Here is a 15,800-nt window from a genome sequence, read left to right as displayed (position 1 = left end):
CTACAGTTGGTAGGTGGAGTTGATGATGGCGCCTTTGCGGGCGTAATGGATCAGCGCGTCCTGGACATCCAGCGGATGCGCCGGGATCACGCCCTCGATGAGGTCCTCCTCACGGGCGCCGTGCAGAGCCAGGCCGAACCTGCAGGCGAACACCTTGCCGCCCTCCTTGATGAAGGTCGCCAGTGCCTCGTTGATGTTCTGCTCACCGGGGAATCCGTTGTCCCCGGTTGTCGGGAAGCCGCGGGTGGCAATGCAGTTGATGGCACCGGGGCCGTAGAAGTAGATCGCCGACTCGAAGCCCTTGCGCAACGCTCGGGTGGCCTGCAGGATCGCCACGAAACTCACCGACGACTCGTGTGCGATGCCGTGTACCAGGGTGAAGTACGTTTCGCCTGCTTGTGCCTTGTAGTCCGGGAAGATCTTGGTCTTGCCATAGATATCGGTGCCCTTGGCCAGGGCCGGATGGGGGATCTCCGCCAGCGATTTCGCGATGTTCTCCTCGATCGCCTTATCGATCTCCGTCATCGACTCGGTGGGTGCGGCCATGACTCATCTCCTGGGGACGGTTGTGGTGAATTCGGTAGGCGACCGCTCGCCCGGCTACTCCGGAAGCGTTCGCCGATGAATCAAGTTCACGCCTGGCATGTTTCGGATTGGTCTCATCCGGAAGAATTGGATATTGCCGGATCATCACCGGCAAAAGATCGCCTATGTATCGTTAACTTGTTGTCCTTCAATGGAATTGGAAGGACTTTGGCACATGTCAGTGAGGACTGGTGTGGATATGGATTGCTGCGGTGTAATCGTTTCTCTGAGGTTTTACCTGGTTGGTTAACATTCCGTGCGAACAGAGGCGAATTGCCGGTAATATCGCCGAAACATCGGACCGTGTCTCGCATCAACCGCCCTATCCAGACGAGAGGGCTTCGCCTTGGTAGTCGGCGACGACTCATCCCCGGTTGACGACGGGTCCGGCGTGGTGATCGGTGGTGAACCACGCGAACGGCGATCCTGCAGCCTGCGAGCCGTAGCCGGGACGGTCGATGTCACTGTCGCCGTTTTGCTGGACGGCGCGAGCAATGCGCTGCCCTACACCTACGACAGCACCGGCCTGCTGTTCTTCACCAATGGGAACGCCTCCCCCTCGGGCCGGGTGTATTCGGTACCGCAAACCGGCGGCATACCGACTCAGCTGGCGTCCGGCCTGAACGATCCCCGAGGTCTCATCCGGATCGGTAACCTCCTCTATATCTACAAGTCTGCGGCCGGTCGGGTGTCGACGGTGCCGATTACCGGGGCGCACCGACCCCTCTGGTGACGGGTCTGTTGGGCCCTCAGAACATCACTGCCGCCGGTAGCACCCTGTTCATCACGAACTTCGGTACCAGTCAGGTGGTTTCGGCGCCGATCACCGGCACCGCGGCCCCCACCTCGATCACCTCCGGCGTCAATGTATTAGGGATCACGACGTGATTATCGGCCCGGCCGTTGCACTGTGTGGTGCGGTCGAAGTCCTTGTCGACTGCCACCGGACAGCTCCGGTGGGGAGAAATTGTCAATTGCTCTGGAACGCGGGTGATTCAGGTTGCTCGTAGCCATTGATCGAGGGCTGCGAAGTCGCCGTCGCCGAGCCCGCGGAAGGGCTCGATGTGGCGTAGGAACGCGTGACCGGGATGACGTGCGTGAACCCAGTTGCGGTCGGCGTCGGTGATCTCGTCGTCGATCCATGCGAACGGGCGGCCTGCCGCCCAGTCCACCAATGTCCGGGTTTTCCAGCACAGCCCGAACCATCGATCCTCGCGTTCGTGTTCGGCAGAGGAATCGGGCCAGCGCACGACCGGCAGCCGTGGCAGTCCGATCCGGGGCGCGATCTCGGCGTTCGCTTCGTCTTCCCATGTGGTGGCCCAGACCAGCTCGCACGGCAGCGTTGCCAGCCGGTGCCCCAGTTCAGGGTCCAGCCGTGACAGGTGCGAGTCCGGCACGACATCGCGTGGTTGGCGTCGGGGGTCCTCACCGAATGGGAGAAGCGGCCCATCGACATCGAGGAACAGCAGCGGGCGTTGCGATCGGCTGGTCATACTGCGTCGGCCTGCTCACGTTCGACGAGAATGCCGCGGTCGGAACGCGCTCCGGCGCGGACGAGAGCGACCAGGTGCGGTGCGTTGACCGCGCGCCACCGGTTCTGAGCGAACTCGAGCAGTGTGAACGCCATCGCAGGCCCGGCCACGCGTGGGCCGGGTTCTTTGATGACAAGGGTTATCAAACACACTGTGACGAAAGATGATTCGATGTGGTTCGTGGTGCGCAAGTGGATCCAGGGCTCGGCCGGGTAGTGGTAGAACTCGAGCAGCACATCGGTGTGGTCGATGCGGTCGGCGTCGGCACGCCAGGCTTGATCAGATCCAGGATTCGAAGATCATCCGGGAACGTACTCCTTTCCCGGTCATCCACGAGTTCTGATCATTGCTCCGACGGTGATTACCCAGGACCGAGGAGGTCCCAGCGGTTGCCCGCAATGTCGAGGAAGACGGCGACCCGACCGTAGGGTTCCGTGCGTGGCTGGGTCAAGAACTCGACATTCGCCGCGGTCATTCGACCGTATGCCTGGTCGAAGTCGTCGACTCGCAGGAAGAAGCCGACGCGGCCTGCCGTCTGGTTACCGACGGAAGCGAGTTGATGGGTGCCGTCGGCGCGCGCGAGCAAGATCCCGGTCTGCGCATTGGGCGGCCGAACGACGACCCACCGTTTCGGCCGCCCGTCGTCGGTCGTCGACGGGACATCCTCGACGAGGTCGAAGCCGAGAGTGTTCACGAAAAAGTCAATGGCGGGGTCGTACTCTTCGACGACAATGGCGATCAGTTGCAAGTGCACCCACCGAGGATAGGGCCGGTGGGGCGGCCGGTCATCACCAGAGAAGGTCCAGCATTCGTAGGCAGAACTGGACCGCACTGGCACCAGAGGCGCTACCAGAACATAGTCACCCCATGCACACGCACACTTCCGAAGAACCTCTTGCTGATATCGCTACCACCGTAGTTGTAGCTGTTCATGATGTCGGCCAGTTCATCGATCAGCGCCCGTAGTGCTGGACTGATGGTCTCCAGGCCATCCTCGTCTACCCATCCCCAGTCTCGGGGTACATCGTCGACGCTGATGACAATGCTGCCGTCGAACGGCGAGTCCACCGAGTACACGATCCCTGTCGGAGCGTCCCGGATCGGATTGGGCACAGCTGGCGCGGCGGGCAACCCCGGCGGTGAAAAGACCCGTGCGAACATGATGTCCTCGTAGATCGCTTCTACCACCGCTGTCAGGCCTGCATGCCGCCCCACTCGGTCGTGCCGTGCACCGTATGCCCGATCGCCGATCGACTGGCCATCCGCCTCGGACCGGAGCACAATCCGATCGAGCATGTGCTGTGCCACTGCCCGTTCGTTCTCCCCAGTACCGGGATGATCGATCAACGTCCGTAACCGAGAGATCCGAGACCCGAGACCGTTTGCCACCAGCCGCCGCCCTTTCCGTAGCCTGAAGTGCGCCCTTCGCAGCAACGATATGTCGCGCACCGCTGATATGGAGACGCTGTCAGGGGTGCATCCGCGCTCCTTTGAGCACCTTGTCGACTACATTCCGGCCTGCGTGCAGCGCCATACCGACGAGGTCGAGGTCGTCGCGTCCGATCTTGCGGACGGCGGCTCTGTTGTCGCGGTCGTTGCCGGTGGAGAAGAGGTCCGAAGTGAAGATGGAGATCGGGAGGTTTCGGCTGAGTGCACGCGAGTGTGCGGTGCGCAGGGTCTCCTTCGAGCCTGCGAACACGAGCACCGGCTGGCGGAACATTGCCAGATAGCCGGTGTCGTCCGCGTCGGTATACGGCTCACCGATGAGCTCGGGGTTTGCTGTGGCGATGCCACTGATCAGAAATGCCGATACGTTGAGCCGTTGCCAGCTCTCTAGGTCGTCTCGGAGCAGGATGGCGATCTTAGTGTCGAAGCGGATGTGTGCAGTGTCGGTATCCACAGCGATGATCCTGGCCGATGGCCCCCCGAGCTGTCTTGTACGTTCTTGATGTGGTCGATAGCTCGAAGGTCGCTGCGTGGCGACCGCACGTCAGAGGGATCGAAGAGGTCTTTCACGCGTATTTCACCGATCATGCCTACCCACGGCACACTCACGACACGTGGACGTTGCTCATCGTGGATTCCGGGACCATCAGCTACGAGTTGAACGGTCATGAGCACGGATCGATGGAACAGCTGGTGACTCTGCTGCCGCCGCATGTTTCGCACAATGGCCGCGCGGCAGGCCCGGCCGGATTCCACAAGCGAGTGCTCTATATCGACGGCACGATGCTGACCGGGATCGGTCCGGCCGTTGACACGCCGAGTATCCGCGATCCGTTGCTGCGTAACCGGATACACCATCTGCACGGGGCGCTGCTGCGTCGGGGCGACGAACTGGAGGCACAGAGTCGCCTGGTATTCGTGCTGGAACGCCTGCAAAGGCATCTGCACCGCAGAGTCACCGCTCCGTCATCGTATCGGGATCCGTCGTTGGCTCGGCTGCTGCGCGATCTTATCGACGCACGCGTCGTCGCAGGCCTCACTCTGGATGAGGCATCCAACACGCTTTATGCGGATCCGGCGCATCTGGTTCGCTCGTTCTCCCGCGAGTTCGGCATCGCACCGCACCAGTACCTGATCGGTCGCAGAATCGATCTGGCCCGGCGTCTACTGCTGTCCGGCCTGCGACCATCCGATGTGGCCACCGCAGTCGGTTTCCACGATCAATCACATCTGAACCGGCATTTCAAGCGGATGATCGGAACGACACCGAAACGGTTCGCCACCGATCGCCTGGTTATCGCCCCTGAGCTCGACGAGCTGACGTGAGCGCATTCCCGGAGCCTGGCCCCGTCTCGTGCGGCATATCGACGATCCGGCTGATCCTCTCGCTGCTCTATGCCTTCGGGTGAACCGACTGGCCAGGGTTCGCGGATGGCCACCGATTCCGGTGGCGATTCGACCTCGAGAATTCAGCTCTGTCGGCCTGGAATGAATTCTTGGGCTTTTGTTTTCATACCTTGCGCAATCAGATGCCAGCCGTCCGGATCGCCGCGCAGCACCGCCTCGGCGGTGGATTTCATCTGTTCCCAGGTGGCGTGCGGTGGGATGGGTGGCACTTCAGGATCGCAGCGGATATCGAGGAGTGTCGGCCGGTCGGCGGTCAGCGCCCGATCCCAAGCCGAGCCGAGGTTGTCCGGATCATCCACTGCGATGGCGTCGAGACCGGCTATGCGAGCGATATCCGCATAGGACACATCCGGAAGCGATTGGGATTCCTCGAATTTCGGTGCGCCACCCATCGAGCGCAGTTCCCAGGTGACCTGGTTGAGGTCGTTGTTGTGGAATACGCACACCACCAGTCGTTGATCCGCCCACTGCGCACGGTAGCGCGTGATGGTCGACAACTCGGCCGCGCCGTTCATCTGCATTGCGCCGTCACCGACGAGCGCGATCACCGGCCGGTCCGGGTGCGCGAACTTCGCGCCGATCGCATAAGGCACCGCGGGGCCCATAGTGGCCAGGGTGCCCGATAAAGAGCCGCGCATCCGGCCGCGGAACCGCAGGCAACGGGCATACCAGTTAGTGGACGATCCCGAATCGGCGGTGACGATCGCGTCGTCCGGAATACGCTGCGACAACTCCCACACCACCCGCATCGGGTTGACCGGCTTCGCATCCAGCATGGCTTGGCGTTCGATGGTGGACCACCAGCGCGCGACGTTGGCTTCGATCGTCTCGCGCCAGCTGCGATCGTTCTTGCGTCGCAATAGCGGAAGTATGTGGGTGAGTGTTTCTTTGGCATCGCCGACCAGATTGACCTCGGTCGGATACCGCATACCGATCATGGTGCCGTCGATGTCGATCTGCACTGCCCGCGCCTGGCCGAATTCCGGAAGGAACTGCGAATAGGGGAAGCTGGATCCGATGATCAGCAGTGTGTCGCAGTCGCGCATCAATTCATAGCTGGGCCGCGTACCCAATAGGCCGATCGCTCCGGTGACATAGGGCAGATCATCCGGGAGCACATCCTTGCCGAGGAGCGCCTTCGCCACACCGGCGCCGGTGAGTTCGGCAAGGTCCATAACCTGCTCGGCAGCCCCACGAGCACCCTGACCTACCAGAATCGCCACCCGGGACCCGGCCTCGAGAAGCTCGGCGGCCTGTTCGATATCGGCGCGGGCGGGCGTGATCGTGGATCGCGATACCGCGGGTGGGCTGGAGGGGACCTGTTTGAATGCGTGCTCGGGCGGTTGGTAGTGCTCTTCTTGCAGGTCGGACGGAATGATCAGTGCTGTGGGGGCGCGCCGAGTATGCGCGATCCGGAACGCGCGGTCCAACGCATTGGGCAACTGATCGGAGACATTCACCTCGACCAGATAGTCCGAAGCGACATCCTTGAACAGGCTCTGCAGATCGACTTCTTGCTGATAGCTGCCACCCATCGCACTGCGCGCGGTCTGACCCACTATCGCCACAACCGGCACATGATCGAGTTTCGCGTCATAGAGCCCGTTCAGCAGATGAATCGCGCCGGGCCCCGAGGTGGCGGTGCAGACGCCGATCGCACCGCTGAACTTCGCGTAACCGACGGCTTCGAACGCAGCCATCTCCTCATGCCGTGCCTGGATGAACGCGGGTCGATTATCGGCTCGGCCGAAGGCCGCGATCAAACCGTTGATACCGTCGCCCGGATAGCCGAATACCTGCCGCACGCCCCAGGCACGTAATCGTCGCAGGATGTAGTCGGCGACCTGAGCAGCCATGTTTCCTCCTGTCCACCGTCGAGCTGTCGTCTCCGCGGGGTGGGTACCCGGGCAATGTGGCCCCAATCCGGGGATACCCTGCCGAGGCAGCTCGGGGCTGTGATGAATGATCACCCCTGCGGACGGTCGCGCGCTGCCGCGTCGGGTTGTAGCTTGGAAAGGTATGAGCTGATCTCGTGCGCGGCGTCGATGTCGAGTGGGCCGCGGTAGGAGCGACCGAGCCGACCATTCAGGAGTGCCATCCGATGCGGTCGTTGATTTTCGATAGCACCGATCTCGGCGCCACCGAGCAATTCCTCAGCGAGGCATATGCCGGTATGCGGATCAGCAGCGCGGGTCCGAAACCCGTCGACACCCATATCTCGCGCGATATGCTCGGCGAAGTCAGTCTCGACCGGATCGATCTCGGTTTCGATATGCGCTACGACGCCGACCCCCTCGAGCAGGTCTGCTTGTGCGTCGTCGAATCCGGTTCGATCGAGGAGCACTATCACGACACCGGTACCGATATTTTCGGCCCCGGCGACGTAGGGCTGCTCGCGCCACCCGATCTGGCCTACTCCGGTGTCATCCATGCGGCCCGATACACGATCACCATGTTCGATCCGGGCCTGCTCGACCGGGTAGCGGCCAGCGTCTCGAACATCACGACACCGGTGCGCTTCACCGGGCACCGGCCGGTGACCGCGTCCGCGGCCCGGCAGCTCGGCTCGGTTATCGACCATCTGCGGCAACTCGCGGGCGACCCCCAGCTCTGCGAAGAACCGCTGATCGTCTCCACTGCGACGCAATACTTGGTCGCCAGCGTGCTACACGCGCTGCCCTGCACCGCCTACGGGCCCAGCGCTGTCGACCACGATGACGTCCGGCCGGAGACTCTGCGGCGCGCTCTGGGCTACCTGGAATCCCACGTTCACGACGATATCGGTGTCGCTGACATCGCTGCCGCCGCCTCTGTCACCGTGCGTGCACTGCAGCTGGCATTCCGCCGCCATCTCGACACCACCCCCACGAGATATCTGCGGAGGCTCCGCCTACGTGGAGCCCACGAACAACTACGTCACGCCAGCAGTACCGATGGAGATACCGTCACCGCTGTTGCCGCGCACTGGGGATTCCCGCACCCCGGCCGTTTTGCCACCGTATACCGCGAGATGTACGGGGAAATGCCGCATACGACACTGTACCGGTGAGATATCCGCATCCCGCTCGCTCCGTGCACTCATCGTCACCTGTTGTGGAACAAGGAATTCAGAATATGGATATGCTACAGGCCGTCGATGTTCACATCGACGGCCTGTAGCATGCCTGTGCGTTATTCGTTCTGCTATGCGTTATTTATCCTGATGCGCGGACTGGCGCGCTTCATCCAAATCCGCCTCGGCGCGAGCCTTTTCGGCTGCCGCCTCTTTCTCGGCCGCAGCGCGCTGCGAATCGGCCTTGTCCTGCTGTGCACGACCTTCCTTTTCGAGCTCCTCGTTTCCGGTAACCGTGCCTGCGACCTCTTTGGCCTTACCTTTGACCTGTTCTGCTACGCCTTCCACGCCTTCTCGGATACCGCCGGTGTGCTCGGGCATATCTTCCTCCCTCGTAGTACAACGCGGACACTACCTACCTACCCACGATACGGGATATGAATCCGGATGTATTACTACTTCGTTTTCTGGATAAGTAGCGCCTACCGGCTTCGCTATCTGTGCTGACATCGAGTGCCAGGCCCGGCAGGCTGGACACGGGAGTGTTTCGGCTCAACACAGGGTAGAAATTATGCATAGGGCGTACGACGCCTTACCCGTAGGTGGGGAGCAAACAGCGCGGCTACTGGGTGATATTCGATGGAATCAGCGATCTTGCGTGACGAAAAAGCAACTCGGCACCGAATCGTGGGGTGGTCGAATACCTATGATGATATAGAACCGTTGCTGGAGAAATTGGTACGGATGCCTGCCGATGATCCGTGTCGCGGGCCGCTGCGTGAATCGATCGTGCGGCGATGCCTGCCGTTGGCCGATCATATCGCCCGCCGCTTCACCGGACGCGGTGAGTCCTACGACGATCTCTATCAGATCGCCTCATTGGCGGTCGTGCTCGCAGTGGACCGGTTCGATTCGGCCAAAGGCACTTCGTTTCTCGCGTTCGCCATCCCTACGATAATGGGTGAGGTTCGCAAACACTTCCGCGACCACACCTGGGCCGTCCGGGTGCCCCGGCGCATCCAGGAGATGCAGTTGGATATCGGTCCCGCAATCGAGGTAATCGCACAGCGCGAGGGTCGGATGCCGACCGCAACCGATATCGCCGTCGAATTGAACGCCGATATCGAAGAGGTGATCCAAGGCTTGATAGCGGGAAATGCGTATCGGACGAGTTCGCTCGAAAACCCGCTCGAATACCCCGACCCGGACACCTCGGCCACAGCGGATGTCCTCGAAGTCCTCGGTGACGAGGATTCCGGCTACGAATTGACCGACAACGCACTATCTGTCAGCCCATTGCTGACCGAACTGACCGACTTCGAACGCGCTGTACTGCGATTGCGGTTCTTCGCGGGACAGAGTCAAGCCAGTATCGCCGAACAACTCGGGGTATCGCAGATGCATATATCGCGCATACTCAGCCGAGTCCTGGACCGGTTACGGACGAAGGCACTATCGGACTGAGGCGATACGGCAAAACGGATTTGCCGCCAACTCCGCCGACACACCCGCAGTGCCTTGTTCGACTCGACGGAATGCGCCATTGTATAGCTATGTCCAGCACCGATTTGTGCTATGCCTCGCTTTCCGACCTTGCTCGGAACTTCGCCAGCCGGGCACTTTCGCCGAAGGAGGTGACCCGAGCACACCTGGAGCGTATCGATCGGCTCAACCCTCTACTCGGGGCCTATACGACTGTCCTGGCAGAAAGTGCGCTCGCGGACGCCGAACGTGCCGAGGAGGAGATCGGTCGTGGCGAGTACCGCGGCCCCCTGCACGGTATTCCGATTGCCGTGAAGGACCTGTGTTACACGGAAGGCACCGCGACCACCGCCGGTATGGCGATCTACCGGGACTTCCACCCCACCTATGACGCGACGGTGGTTTCACGCTTACGCCGCGCCGGAGCAGTGCTGTTGGGGAAACTGCACATGTGCGAGGCCGGGGGCGCCGAATATCATCCCAGCTTTCCGGCGGTGGTGAACCCGTGGAGCCCGCATCACTGGGCCGGAGCGTCCTCCAGTGGCTCAGGTGTCGCCACCACGGCCGGGTTGTGTGTGGCGAGTCTCGGCACCGACACCGGGGGCTCGATCCGTACCCCGTCCAGTATGAACGCGGTGACCGGCCTGAAGCCGACATGGGGACGTGTCAGTGTCCACGGTATGTTCGCCATGGCGCCGTCGCTGGACACGATCGGCCCGATGGCGCGAAGCGCCGAGGACACCGGTCATATGCTGCAAGCCCTTGCCGGTCCCGATGCGAACGATCCGACGGCAGTCCGGGCCGAGGTCCCCGATTACACCGCGCGTCCGCCGGAAGTGCGGGCAGTGCGGATCGGAGTGGATCCCGAAATCGCGGTCGGGTCGGTCGAGTCCGATGTGGCGCAGGTTATCCGCGATGCGATTCGCACGTTAGAGGATCTCGGCGCAGATGTCCGTGAGGTGTCGTTACCGCCGACAGCGGCCTTGGGGGCCGTATGGGGCACCTACATGGGAGCCGAAGCCGCAGTCGTGCACGAAAAGACGTTTCCGTCCCGATCCGCAGAGTACGGCCAGTTCATGCGACAAGTCCTGGACGAAGGGCACACGGTATCCGGTATGGATATCGCCAGAATCGAAAGTGAACGACGAATCTTCACCGGAAAGCTCGCGGCACTCTTCGACGACATCGACCTGCTCCTCGTCCCAGTTCTGCGCTATGCGGATCTGACACTGGAGCGCTTCTCCGCGCTGCTGTTCGATCCCGACGAACTGCCGAATGTGTTGCGCTTCCTCGTCCCGTTCAACTTTTCGGGCAGCCCGACGATCACCTTGCCTGGCGGTTTCGACAAGTCCGGCGTGCCGATCGGTTTTCAACTCGTTGCGCGCCACCTCGATGAGCAACTCCTGGTCAGAGTCGGCCGGGCTTATCAAAGTGCGACCGATTGGCATCTTCGGCGCCCTCCCTGTTGAACCGTTCACCGGCACCGTCCCGCCCATGGCGGTCCGGCTGCCGGCTCATGCGAATGAGAACAGGTTGCCTACTTGCTCTGCAGTTTTCCCAGCGGGTCGGGATCTGCCTCCAGCGCGGTGGCCGCGCTCTGCCAGCTGGTGTTCCCGGCGTAGAGCGAGCTGCGCAGGAAGGCTGTGGTGAGGTGCTGGATCAGGGCGACGCGCGCGGGACTCTCGTCCGTTGTCTCGTCGACCTGGTATCCGGGGATGCCGCCGAGTGAGTGTTCTGCACCAAACAGTGTGAGCAGGCTTTTGGCTCCCTGGCTGTGCGTGTAGGAGTCGGTGAACCAGTCCGGTCCGCGCGTGGACAGGTGCGAATGATCATTGTCCCCGGCGACGATCAGGGCCGGTGTGGTCATGGTGTCGAAAGACGGTCGCATAAAGGGAAAATGCTCGGCGGCGAACGGGGTCAGCTGGTCACCCAGACCGGTCAGAGCGAGCAGCACCCCCGCCTTGACGCGGGGGTCGGACATATCCTCTCCCCTAGCTCCGTCGGTATCGAGGACACGCGCGCCAAGCAGCGCACTCGCCGTCTGCGCTCCCCACGAATGGCCGGCTACGGCGATCCGGTCACGGTCGATGCGCCCGGCGAGACCTGGTACAGCGACTTCCAGGATGTCGAATCCGTCCAGTACCCGGGTGAGGTCTTCGATGCGGAAGCGCCGGTACGCGATATCGCCGCCGAGGCAGGCGTCGGAATGGGCACGATCTACCGCCACTTCCCCACGCGGGCAGACCTCATCATCGCCGTCTACCGCCACCAGGTCGAAGCATGCGCCGAGGTTGGGCCCGCTCTGCTCACGGCCGGTCCGACCCCCCATGCTGCCCTCGCGCAGTGGGCCGACTTGTTCGTCGACTTCCTGGTCACCAAGCACGGCCTCGCGGCAGCGCTGCAGACCGACAGCGCGGGCTTCGAGGCACTGCACACCTATTTCCTCGACCGCCTCCTGCCGGTGTGCACCCAACTCCTCGATGCTGCCACCGCTTCCGGTGAGATCCGCTCCGGCCTCGACGCCTACCAGCTCATGCGCGGCATCGGAAACCTCTGTATCGGCGCCGAAAACGACACCCGCTACGATCCGCGCCGACTGGTCACGCTCCTGGTCGCAGGACTATGTCAACCGGACTGACCGTTGAACCGCATCCGTAACCTGGACGGGGCGAAACCAACCATGCGATGAGGGGGACGTGTTGCACGACTACGGCAGCTTTGCGACACAGCCATTGCCGATCCGACGACTACCGCGCGCCACCGTCGATGCGGTCAAGTTGAAAGGAATTGGCGGCGAAGGGCGTACGGATGCCGCAGGCCTCGCTCGAGCAGGCGGGCATATGGCTCTAGCCGGCGTCGTCAGTCGGGTTTCGGGGTTCGCTCGAACGATAGTGGTGGCCGCGGTGCTCGGGACCGCGGCGGTCGGTGACGCCTACAACGGTGCGAACAATCTGCCGAACATGTTCTACGAACTGCTGCTCGGCGGCGTCCTGGCCAGCGCTGTCGTCCCCTTTCTGACCAGGGCTAGACGCCAGGGTCGCAAGCGGTCCCGCGAGTTCACTCAGCGGGTGATGGTCGCCGCGGTGCTCGGGTCGGCCGTGGTCACCGCGCTCACCGTAGCGTGCGCTCCGCTGATCGTTCGGGTGTTCGTGACCGACCCAGAACAACGCCACCTTGCCACCTGGTTGGCATATCTACTGTTGCCACAGATCTTCTTCTACGGGGTGTCGGTCGTCGTCAGCGCAGTGCTCAATGTCCGCGACAGCTTCGCCACCGCGGCATGGGCGCCGGTGGTCAACAATGTGATCGTGCTGGCCACGTTCGGGCTGTTCGCTCTGCTTCCGGGACCGGTAACCCTGACGCCGACCTCCATGACTACCGCACAGGTGCTGACCATCGGGATCGGTACGACCGCGGGGATCGTGGGGCAAGCCGCCTGGATTGTCGTGGCATTGCGGCGCAACGGTTTCGCGTGGAGTTGGCGAGTGCGACCACTGCCGTACACATGGCATCCGGTCCGCTCCGGACTGCCGATCATGGGGTGGTTGCTGGTGTATGCCATGATCAGCCAGATCGGTGTCGCGGTAACCATGCGGGTCGCTTTCGACCACGGTGGCGTCTCCATCCACACCTACGCCGAACTGCTGTTCCAGGTCCCCTACGGCATTCTCGCCGCCTCCGTACTGACGGTGCTGATGCCACGCATCTCCCGCGCCGCCGCTATCGGCGATCATGCCGCGGTGATCACCGATCTCTCCCGCGGTGCCCGCTACCTGTCTGTGGCGTTGATCCCGGTCACCATGGCAATGAGCCTACTGGGTCCGGGATTCGCCGCGGTGGCGTTCACCGGTCGGGTGGATGCCGACGCCGCCGGGCTGATCGGTACGGCAGTGGCGTGTTCGGCATTCGGGCTCGCGCCGTTCGCGCTGGTCATGCTGCAAATGCGAGTGTTCTACGCCTATAACGACACTCGCACTCCCACAGTGATCAACATAGTCATGGTGGTGACCAAAGTGGCTATCCTCGCGCTGGCAGCGACTGTCCTGACCAGCGACGTTGTGATCGTGATGCTCAGCGTCGCGAGCTCGCTTTCCTATGTGGCCGGTGCGGTGACCGGGCACATACTGCTGCGTCGCCGGTACGGGTTGCTCGGGTTCTCCGCCGTTGCCACCACAGTCCACCGCGTCATGTGGGCGACCGTCCTCGCCGGTGCAGGCGGACTGGCCGCGATCGTACTCACCCACCGGACAATCGGCGCACCGACCATCGAACAGCTCATCACCCTCACCGCAGGAGCCACCGTCGGCACAGCGGTATTCCTGCTCGCCGCACGGGTGATCGGAATTCCGGAGATTCGTGCAGCGCGAACCATGCTGGCCCGTTCGTGACGCCGCTCGATCAATACCGACTCCGGCGCCGCTTCCGGCGGGCCGGGTTACCGGCATGGTCTGGACCATGACCGAGACACACCGCTATCCGGAAATGTTCGATGTTCACCGGCCGCAGGAAATGTGGCCGGTGGACCCTGGTTCAGTGATACACCGACAGCCGTTTCACAACTCCTGAACAGTGGTTCGGCTGAAGGTAAGCAGCGCCTGGAAAGCTTCCTGAATCTCATCACGTCGCGCCTGGGTCGCCACTTCGCCATCGGGGCCGATATCGGCTCGGCCGATGGGGATGTGGCGGCAGGCTTCTTCCACGATATTCGCGCCGGTGTAGGTCAGCACAGTGCGGAGCATGGCGTGGGCGCCGGCGGCTTTGGTGGCGTTGCCCGACGCGTTGATCCAGGCGGTCGGCTTGCCGGCGACCTCGTTGCCTCCTATGGTCCAGTCGAGCAGGTTCTTGAACGTTCCCGGCAAGCTTCCCGCATACTCAGGGGTGCAGATGAGCATTGCGCTGCTGGCATCGATGGCGCGACGCAACTCGTTGACGATCTCGGGCGGCTGAACTGCTTCTACATCCGGATCGAAATGCGGCAGGGCCCCGAGTTCGGTATAGACGTGCGCCTTCGCGTCGGCACCGACCAGCGCAGCGGCAGTCCGAATGACTGCGCTGTTCGTGGAGGCAGCCCGTAGTGAACCGGAGATGAGGAGGACGGTCTCGGCGGTCATGGATGGTCTCCTTCGATTGCAGCCCTGCAGCTTCGGCGAGGTTCTTTCCGCACGATAACCCGCGACCCAGGGCCCGCCATCTTCCATGGCCGCAAGGTTGAGATCACCCGCAACTACCTGGACGGGATGGAGAACCAACTCTCGGCGCTGGGCATGATTTCGAATATCGTCGTGCTGCTGACACTGCCATGAGCCACCGACATCCATGGCCGGACCCGGATTCTCGAAACCCTCGATTGTCGCGAGCGGACCATCCCGGCGCGCGATGCCGACGCGGCGTCGGCGATGCTGTGGGCATGGAGTACGTGTCCAGAGTGCCGCGACCGCCGCTGGACGGGCTGATCGACGACCTTTACTACCTGGAGGGCACGTCGCCGTACGCCCGGTTGACGCTGCCGCCGATGCCCGCGGCGTTGCTCATCGTCAACCTCGGGGCGCCGTTTCGCATCCGCGCAGGCACTGACATCGAGACGGCCGAGTACGCCGATGGCTGCGTGGTCACCATGCCCACCCGCGCGTTGGAGTTCGGCTACCCACTCCGGACCCGATCCGTCGGCGTGCACTTCAAGCCGTGGGGGCCGGCGCCGTTCCTGCCGATGCCCGCGGCCGAGCTGTGTGACCGGCCGGTGACGGTAGAACAGGTTTGGGGCAGGCCCGCCATTGCTGAGCTGCGAGACCGGCTGGCCGCGGCGGACGGACCGCACGAGATGCTGACGCTGCTCGAGGAGGAGCTGATGCGACGGCTGCGCGAGACCGCCGGCCTGAGGCTGGTCCGCCATACGAGCAGCGTCATCGCGGCGACCAGCGGGGCTGCGGCAATCGGTGGCCTGAGTGTGGCAGCCGGTGTCAGCAGCACTCATCTGGCACAGCGGTTCAAGGAACTCATCGGCGTCACGCCGAAGCGGCTGGCCCGCACCTACCGCTTCACCGCCACCGTGCTCGCGATCAACCCCGCCGAACCGATCGACTGGGGCGACCTCGCCGCTGGCGCAGGCTACTTCGACCAGGCCCACTTCGGCCACGAGTTCCGGGCGTTCACCGGGTTCACGCCGACCCGGTACATCGAAGTCCGGCGGCGGTTCCTGCGCGAACATCCCGGCCACGCGCTGGACGGCTGGCCGCTGCCTGCCGATTGATTTCTTACAAGAACGACAGCTCACGACACGCTAATTTGGGGGCACCCCA

At 62.9% G+C, this 15,800-nt stretch carries 18 protein-coding genes and 1 pseudogene; 8 read left to right on the top strand and 11 right to left on the bottom strand.

Annotated features, from left to right (window positions below):
• Nucleotides 1-525, bottom strand: coding sequence for an MSMEG_0572/Sll0783 family nitrogen starvation response protein (locus ACL02S_RS02030; RefSeq protein ID WP_412801077.1), 525 nt, complete (start codon nt 523-525; stop codon nt 1-3).
• A 406-nt stretch (nt 526-931) separates the two neighbouring features.
• Here ACL02S_RS02030 and ACL02S_RS02025 point away from each other — a divergent pair, with 406 nt between their 5' ends.
• Complete coding sequence (locus ACL02S_RS02025) at nt 932-1,318, top strand: hypothetical protein (protein WP_412800512.1); 387 nt, start codon at nt 932-934, stop codon at nt 1,316-1,318.
• Nucleotides 1,319-1,388: 70 nt separating this feature from the next.
• Here ACL02S_RS02025 and ACL02S_RS02020 read toward each other — a convergent pair whose 3' ends face one another.
• The 6 genes and pseudogenes from ACL02S_RS02020 to ACL02S_RS01995 all read right to left on the bottom strand — a co-directional run bounded on the left by ACL02S_RS02020 (nt 1,389) and on the right by ACL02S_RS01995 (nt 4,017).
• Entirely contained in the window at nt 1,389-1,529 is a 141-nt protein-coding gene (locus ACL02S_RS02020; RefSeq protein WP_412800511.1) for a hypothetical protein, read from the bottom strand.
• 51 nt (nt 1,530-1,580) lie between these two features.
• On the bottom strand, nt 1,581-2,078 hold the full coding sequence (locus tag ACL02S_RS02015) for an HAD domain-containing protein (RefSeq protein WP_412800510.1): 498 nt from the start codon (nt 2,076-2,078) through the stop codon (nt 1,581-1,583).
• A pseudogene (locus ACL02S_RS02010) lies at nt 2,075-2,386 on the bottom strand (IS256 family transposase); the annotation flags it as partial. The pseudogene ACL02S_RS02010 and the gene ACL02S_RS02015, both read right to left, overlap by 4 nt.
• A gap of 92 nt (nt 2,387-2,478) precedes the next feature.
• Nucleotides 2,479-2,871, bottom strand: a complete 393-nt coding sequence (locus ACL02S_RS02005) for a VOC family protein (RefSeq protein WP_412800509.1) — start codon at nt 2,869-2,871, stop codon at nt 2,479-2,481.
• A 92-nt stretch (nt 2,872-2,963) separates the two neighbouring features.
• Nucleotides 2,964-3,506: a hypothetical protein gene (locus ACL02S_RS02000; RefSeq protein ID WP_412800508.1), complete on the bottom strand. Its 543-nt coding sequence runs from the start codon at nt 3,504-3,506 to the stop codon at nt 2,964-2,966.
• A 79-nt stretch (nt 3,507-3,585) separates the two neighbouring features.
• Nucleotides 3,586-4,017 (bottom strand): DUF2000 family protein, encoded by a 432-nt coding sequence (locus ACL02S_RS01995; protein WP_412800507.1) that lies wholly within the window; start codon nt 4,015-4,017, stop codon nt 3,586-3,588.
• 50 nt (nt 4,018-4,067) lie between these two features.
• Here ACL02S_RS01995 and ACL02S_RS01990 point away from each other — a divergent pair, with 50 nt between their 5' ends.
• A complete protein-coding gene (locus ACL02S_RS01990) occupies nt 4,068-4,889 on the top strand; it encodes a helix-turn-helix transcriptional regulator (protein ID WP_412800506.1) in 822 nt (273 codons plus the stop codon).
• A 143-nt stretch (nt 4,890-5,032) separates the two neighbouring features.
• Here the strand turns inward: ACL02S_RS01990 and ACL02S_RS01985 are convergent, their stop codons facing one another.
• Nucleotides 5,033-6,826 carry a thiamine pyrophosphate-requiring protein gene (locus ACL02S_RS01985; RefSeq protein ID WP_412800505.1) on the bottom strand — a complete coding sequence of 598 codons (1,794 nt, stop codon included), beginning with the start codon at nt 6,824-6,826 and terminating at the stop codon, nt 5,033-5,035.
• Nucleotides 6,827-7,002: 176 nt separating this feature from the next.
• On the opposite strand from ACL02S_RS01985, the gene ACL02S_RS01980 reads away from it, so the two are divergent.
• Complete coding sequence (locus tag ACL02S_RS01980; RefSeq protein ID WP_412800504.1) at nt 7,003-8,019, top strand: helix-turn-helix transcriptional regulator; 1,017 nt, start codon at nt 7,003-7,005, stop codon at nt 8,017-8,019.
• A 141-nt stretch (nt 8,020-8,160) separates the two neighbouring features.
• Here ACL02S_RS01980 and mbp1 read toward each other — a convergent pair whose 3' ends face one another.
• Entirely contained in the window at nt 8,161-8,403 is a 243-nt protein-coding gene (gene mbp1, locus ACL02S_RS01975) for a microaggregate-binding protein 1 (RefSeq protein ID WP_412800503.1), read from the bottom strand.
• Between the two features lie 258 nt (nt 8,404-8,661).
• On the opposite strand from mbp1, the gene ACL02S_RS01970 reads away from it, so the two are divergent.
• Nucleotides 8,662-9,486, top strand: coding sequence for a SigB/SigF/SigG family RNA polymerase sigma factor (locus tag ACL02S_RS01970; RefSeq protein WP_412800502.1), 825 nt, complete (start codon nt 8,662-8,664; stop codon nt 9,484-9,486).
• An 89-nt stretch (nt 9,487-9,575) separates the two neighbouring features.
• The gene (locus tag ACL02S_RS01965; RefSeq protein WP_412800501.1) at nt 9,576-10,973 is read left to right on the top strand and encodes an amidase; all 1,398 of its coding nucleotides are present in this window, start codon (nt 9,576-9,578) and stop codon (nt 10,971-10,973) included.
• 68 nt (nt 10,974-11,041) lie between these two features.
• Here ACL02S_RS01965 and ACL02S_RS01960 read toward each other — a convergent pair whose 3' ends face one another.
• A complete protein-coding gene (locus ACL02S_RS01960) occupies nt 11,042-11,485 on the bottom strand; it encodes an alpha/beta hydrolase (RefSeq protein ID WP_412800500.1) in 444 nt (147 codons plus the stop codon).
• A 75-nt stretch (nt 11,486-11,560) separates the two neighbouring features.
• On the opposite strand from ACL02S_RS01960, the gene ACL02S_RS01955 reads away from it, so the two are divergent.
• Together ACL02S_RS01955 and murJ are read left to right on the top strand one after the other, a co-directional pair.
• Nucleotides 11,561-12,142: a TetR/AcrR family transcriptional regulator gene (locus ACL02S_RS01955; RefSeq protein WP_412800499.1), complete on the top strand. Its 582-nt coding sequence runs from the start codon at nt 11,561-11,563 to the stop codon at nt 12,140-12,142.
• Between the two features lie 94 nt (nt 12,143-12,236).
• A complete protein-coding gene (murJ, locus tag ACL02S_RS01950; protein WP_412801076.1) occupies nt 12,237-13,892 on the top strand; it encodes a murein biosynthesis integral membrane protein MurJ in 1,656 nt (551 codons plus the stop codon).
• A 165-nt stretch (nt 13,893-14,057) separates the two neighbouring features.
• Here murJ and ACL02S_RS01945 read toward each other — a convergent pair whose 3' ends face one another.
• Nucleotides 14,058-14,615 (bottom strand): NADPH-dependent FMN reductase, encoded by a 558-nt coding sequence (locus ACL02S_RS01945; protein ID WP_412800498.1) that lies wholly within the window; start codon nt 14,613-14,615, stop codon nt 14,058-14,060.
• Between the two features lie 296 nt (nt 14,616-14,911).
• On the opposite strand from ACL02S_RS01945, the gene ACL02S_RS01940 reads away from it, so the two are divergent.
• Nucleotides 14,912-15,751, top strand: coding sequence for a helix-turn-helix domain-containing protein (locus tag ACL02S_RS01940; RefSeq protein ID WP_412800497.1), 840 nt, complete (start codon nt 14,912-14,914; stop codon nt 15,749-15,751).
• Nucleotides 15,752-15,800: the final 49 nt, after the last annotated feature.

Source organism: Nocardia spongicola (assembly GCF_047200775.1).
Classification (GTDB): domain Bacteria; phylum Actinomycetota; class Actinomycetes; order Mycobacteriales; family Mycobacteriaceae; genus Nocardia.
This window is presented reverse-complemented; position numbering and strand designations above follow the sequence as displayed.

Excerpts from the sequence above, each read along its gene's own strand:
- mbp1 (WP_412800503.1), bottom strand. The coding sequence starts at position 8,403 with ATGCCCGAGCACACCGGCGGTATCCGAGAAGGCGTGGAAGGCGTAGCA.
- ACL02S_RS01940 (WP_412800497.1), top strand. The coding sequence starts at position 14,912 with ATGGAGTACGTGTCCAGAGTGCCGCGACCGCCGCTGGACGGGCTGATC.
- ACL02S_RS01985 (WP_412800505.1), bottom strand. The coding sequence starts at position 6,826 with ATGGCTGCTCAGGTCGCCGACTACATCCTGCGACGATTACGTGCCTGG.
- ACL02S_RS01965 (WP_412800501.1), top strand. The coding sequence starts at position 9,576 with ATGTCCAGCACCGATTTGTGCTATGCCTCGCTTTCCGACCTTGCTCGG.
- ACL02S_RS01955 (WP_412800499.1), top strand. The coding sequence starts at position 11,561 with ATGGCCGGCTACGGCGATCCGGTCACGGTCGATGCGCCCGGCGAGACC.
- ACL02S_RS02030 (WP_412801077.1), bottom strand. The coding sequence starts at position 525 with ATGACGGAGATCGATAAGGCGATCGAGGAGAACATCGCGAAATCGCTG.
- ACL02S_RS02015 (WP_412800510.1), bottom strand. The coding sequence starts at position 2,078 with ATGACCAGCCGATCGCAACGCCCGCTGCTGTTCCTCGATGTCGATGGG.
- ACL02S_RS01945 (WP_412800498.1), bottom strand. The coding sequence starts at position 14,615 with ATGACCGCCGAGACCGTCCTCCTCATCTCCGGTTCACTACGGGCTGCC.
- ACL02S_RS01960 (WP_412800500.1), bottom strand. The coding sequence starts at position 11,485 with ATGTCCGACCCCCGCGTCAAGGCGGGGGTGCTGCTCGCTCTGACCGGT.
- ACL02S_RS01970 (WP_412800502.1), top strand. The coding sequence starts at position 8,662 with ATGGAATCAGCGATCTTGCGTGACGAAAAAGCAACTCGGCACCGAATC.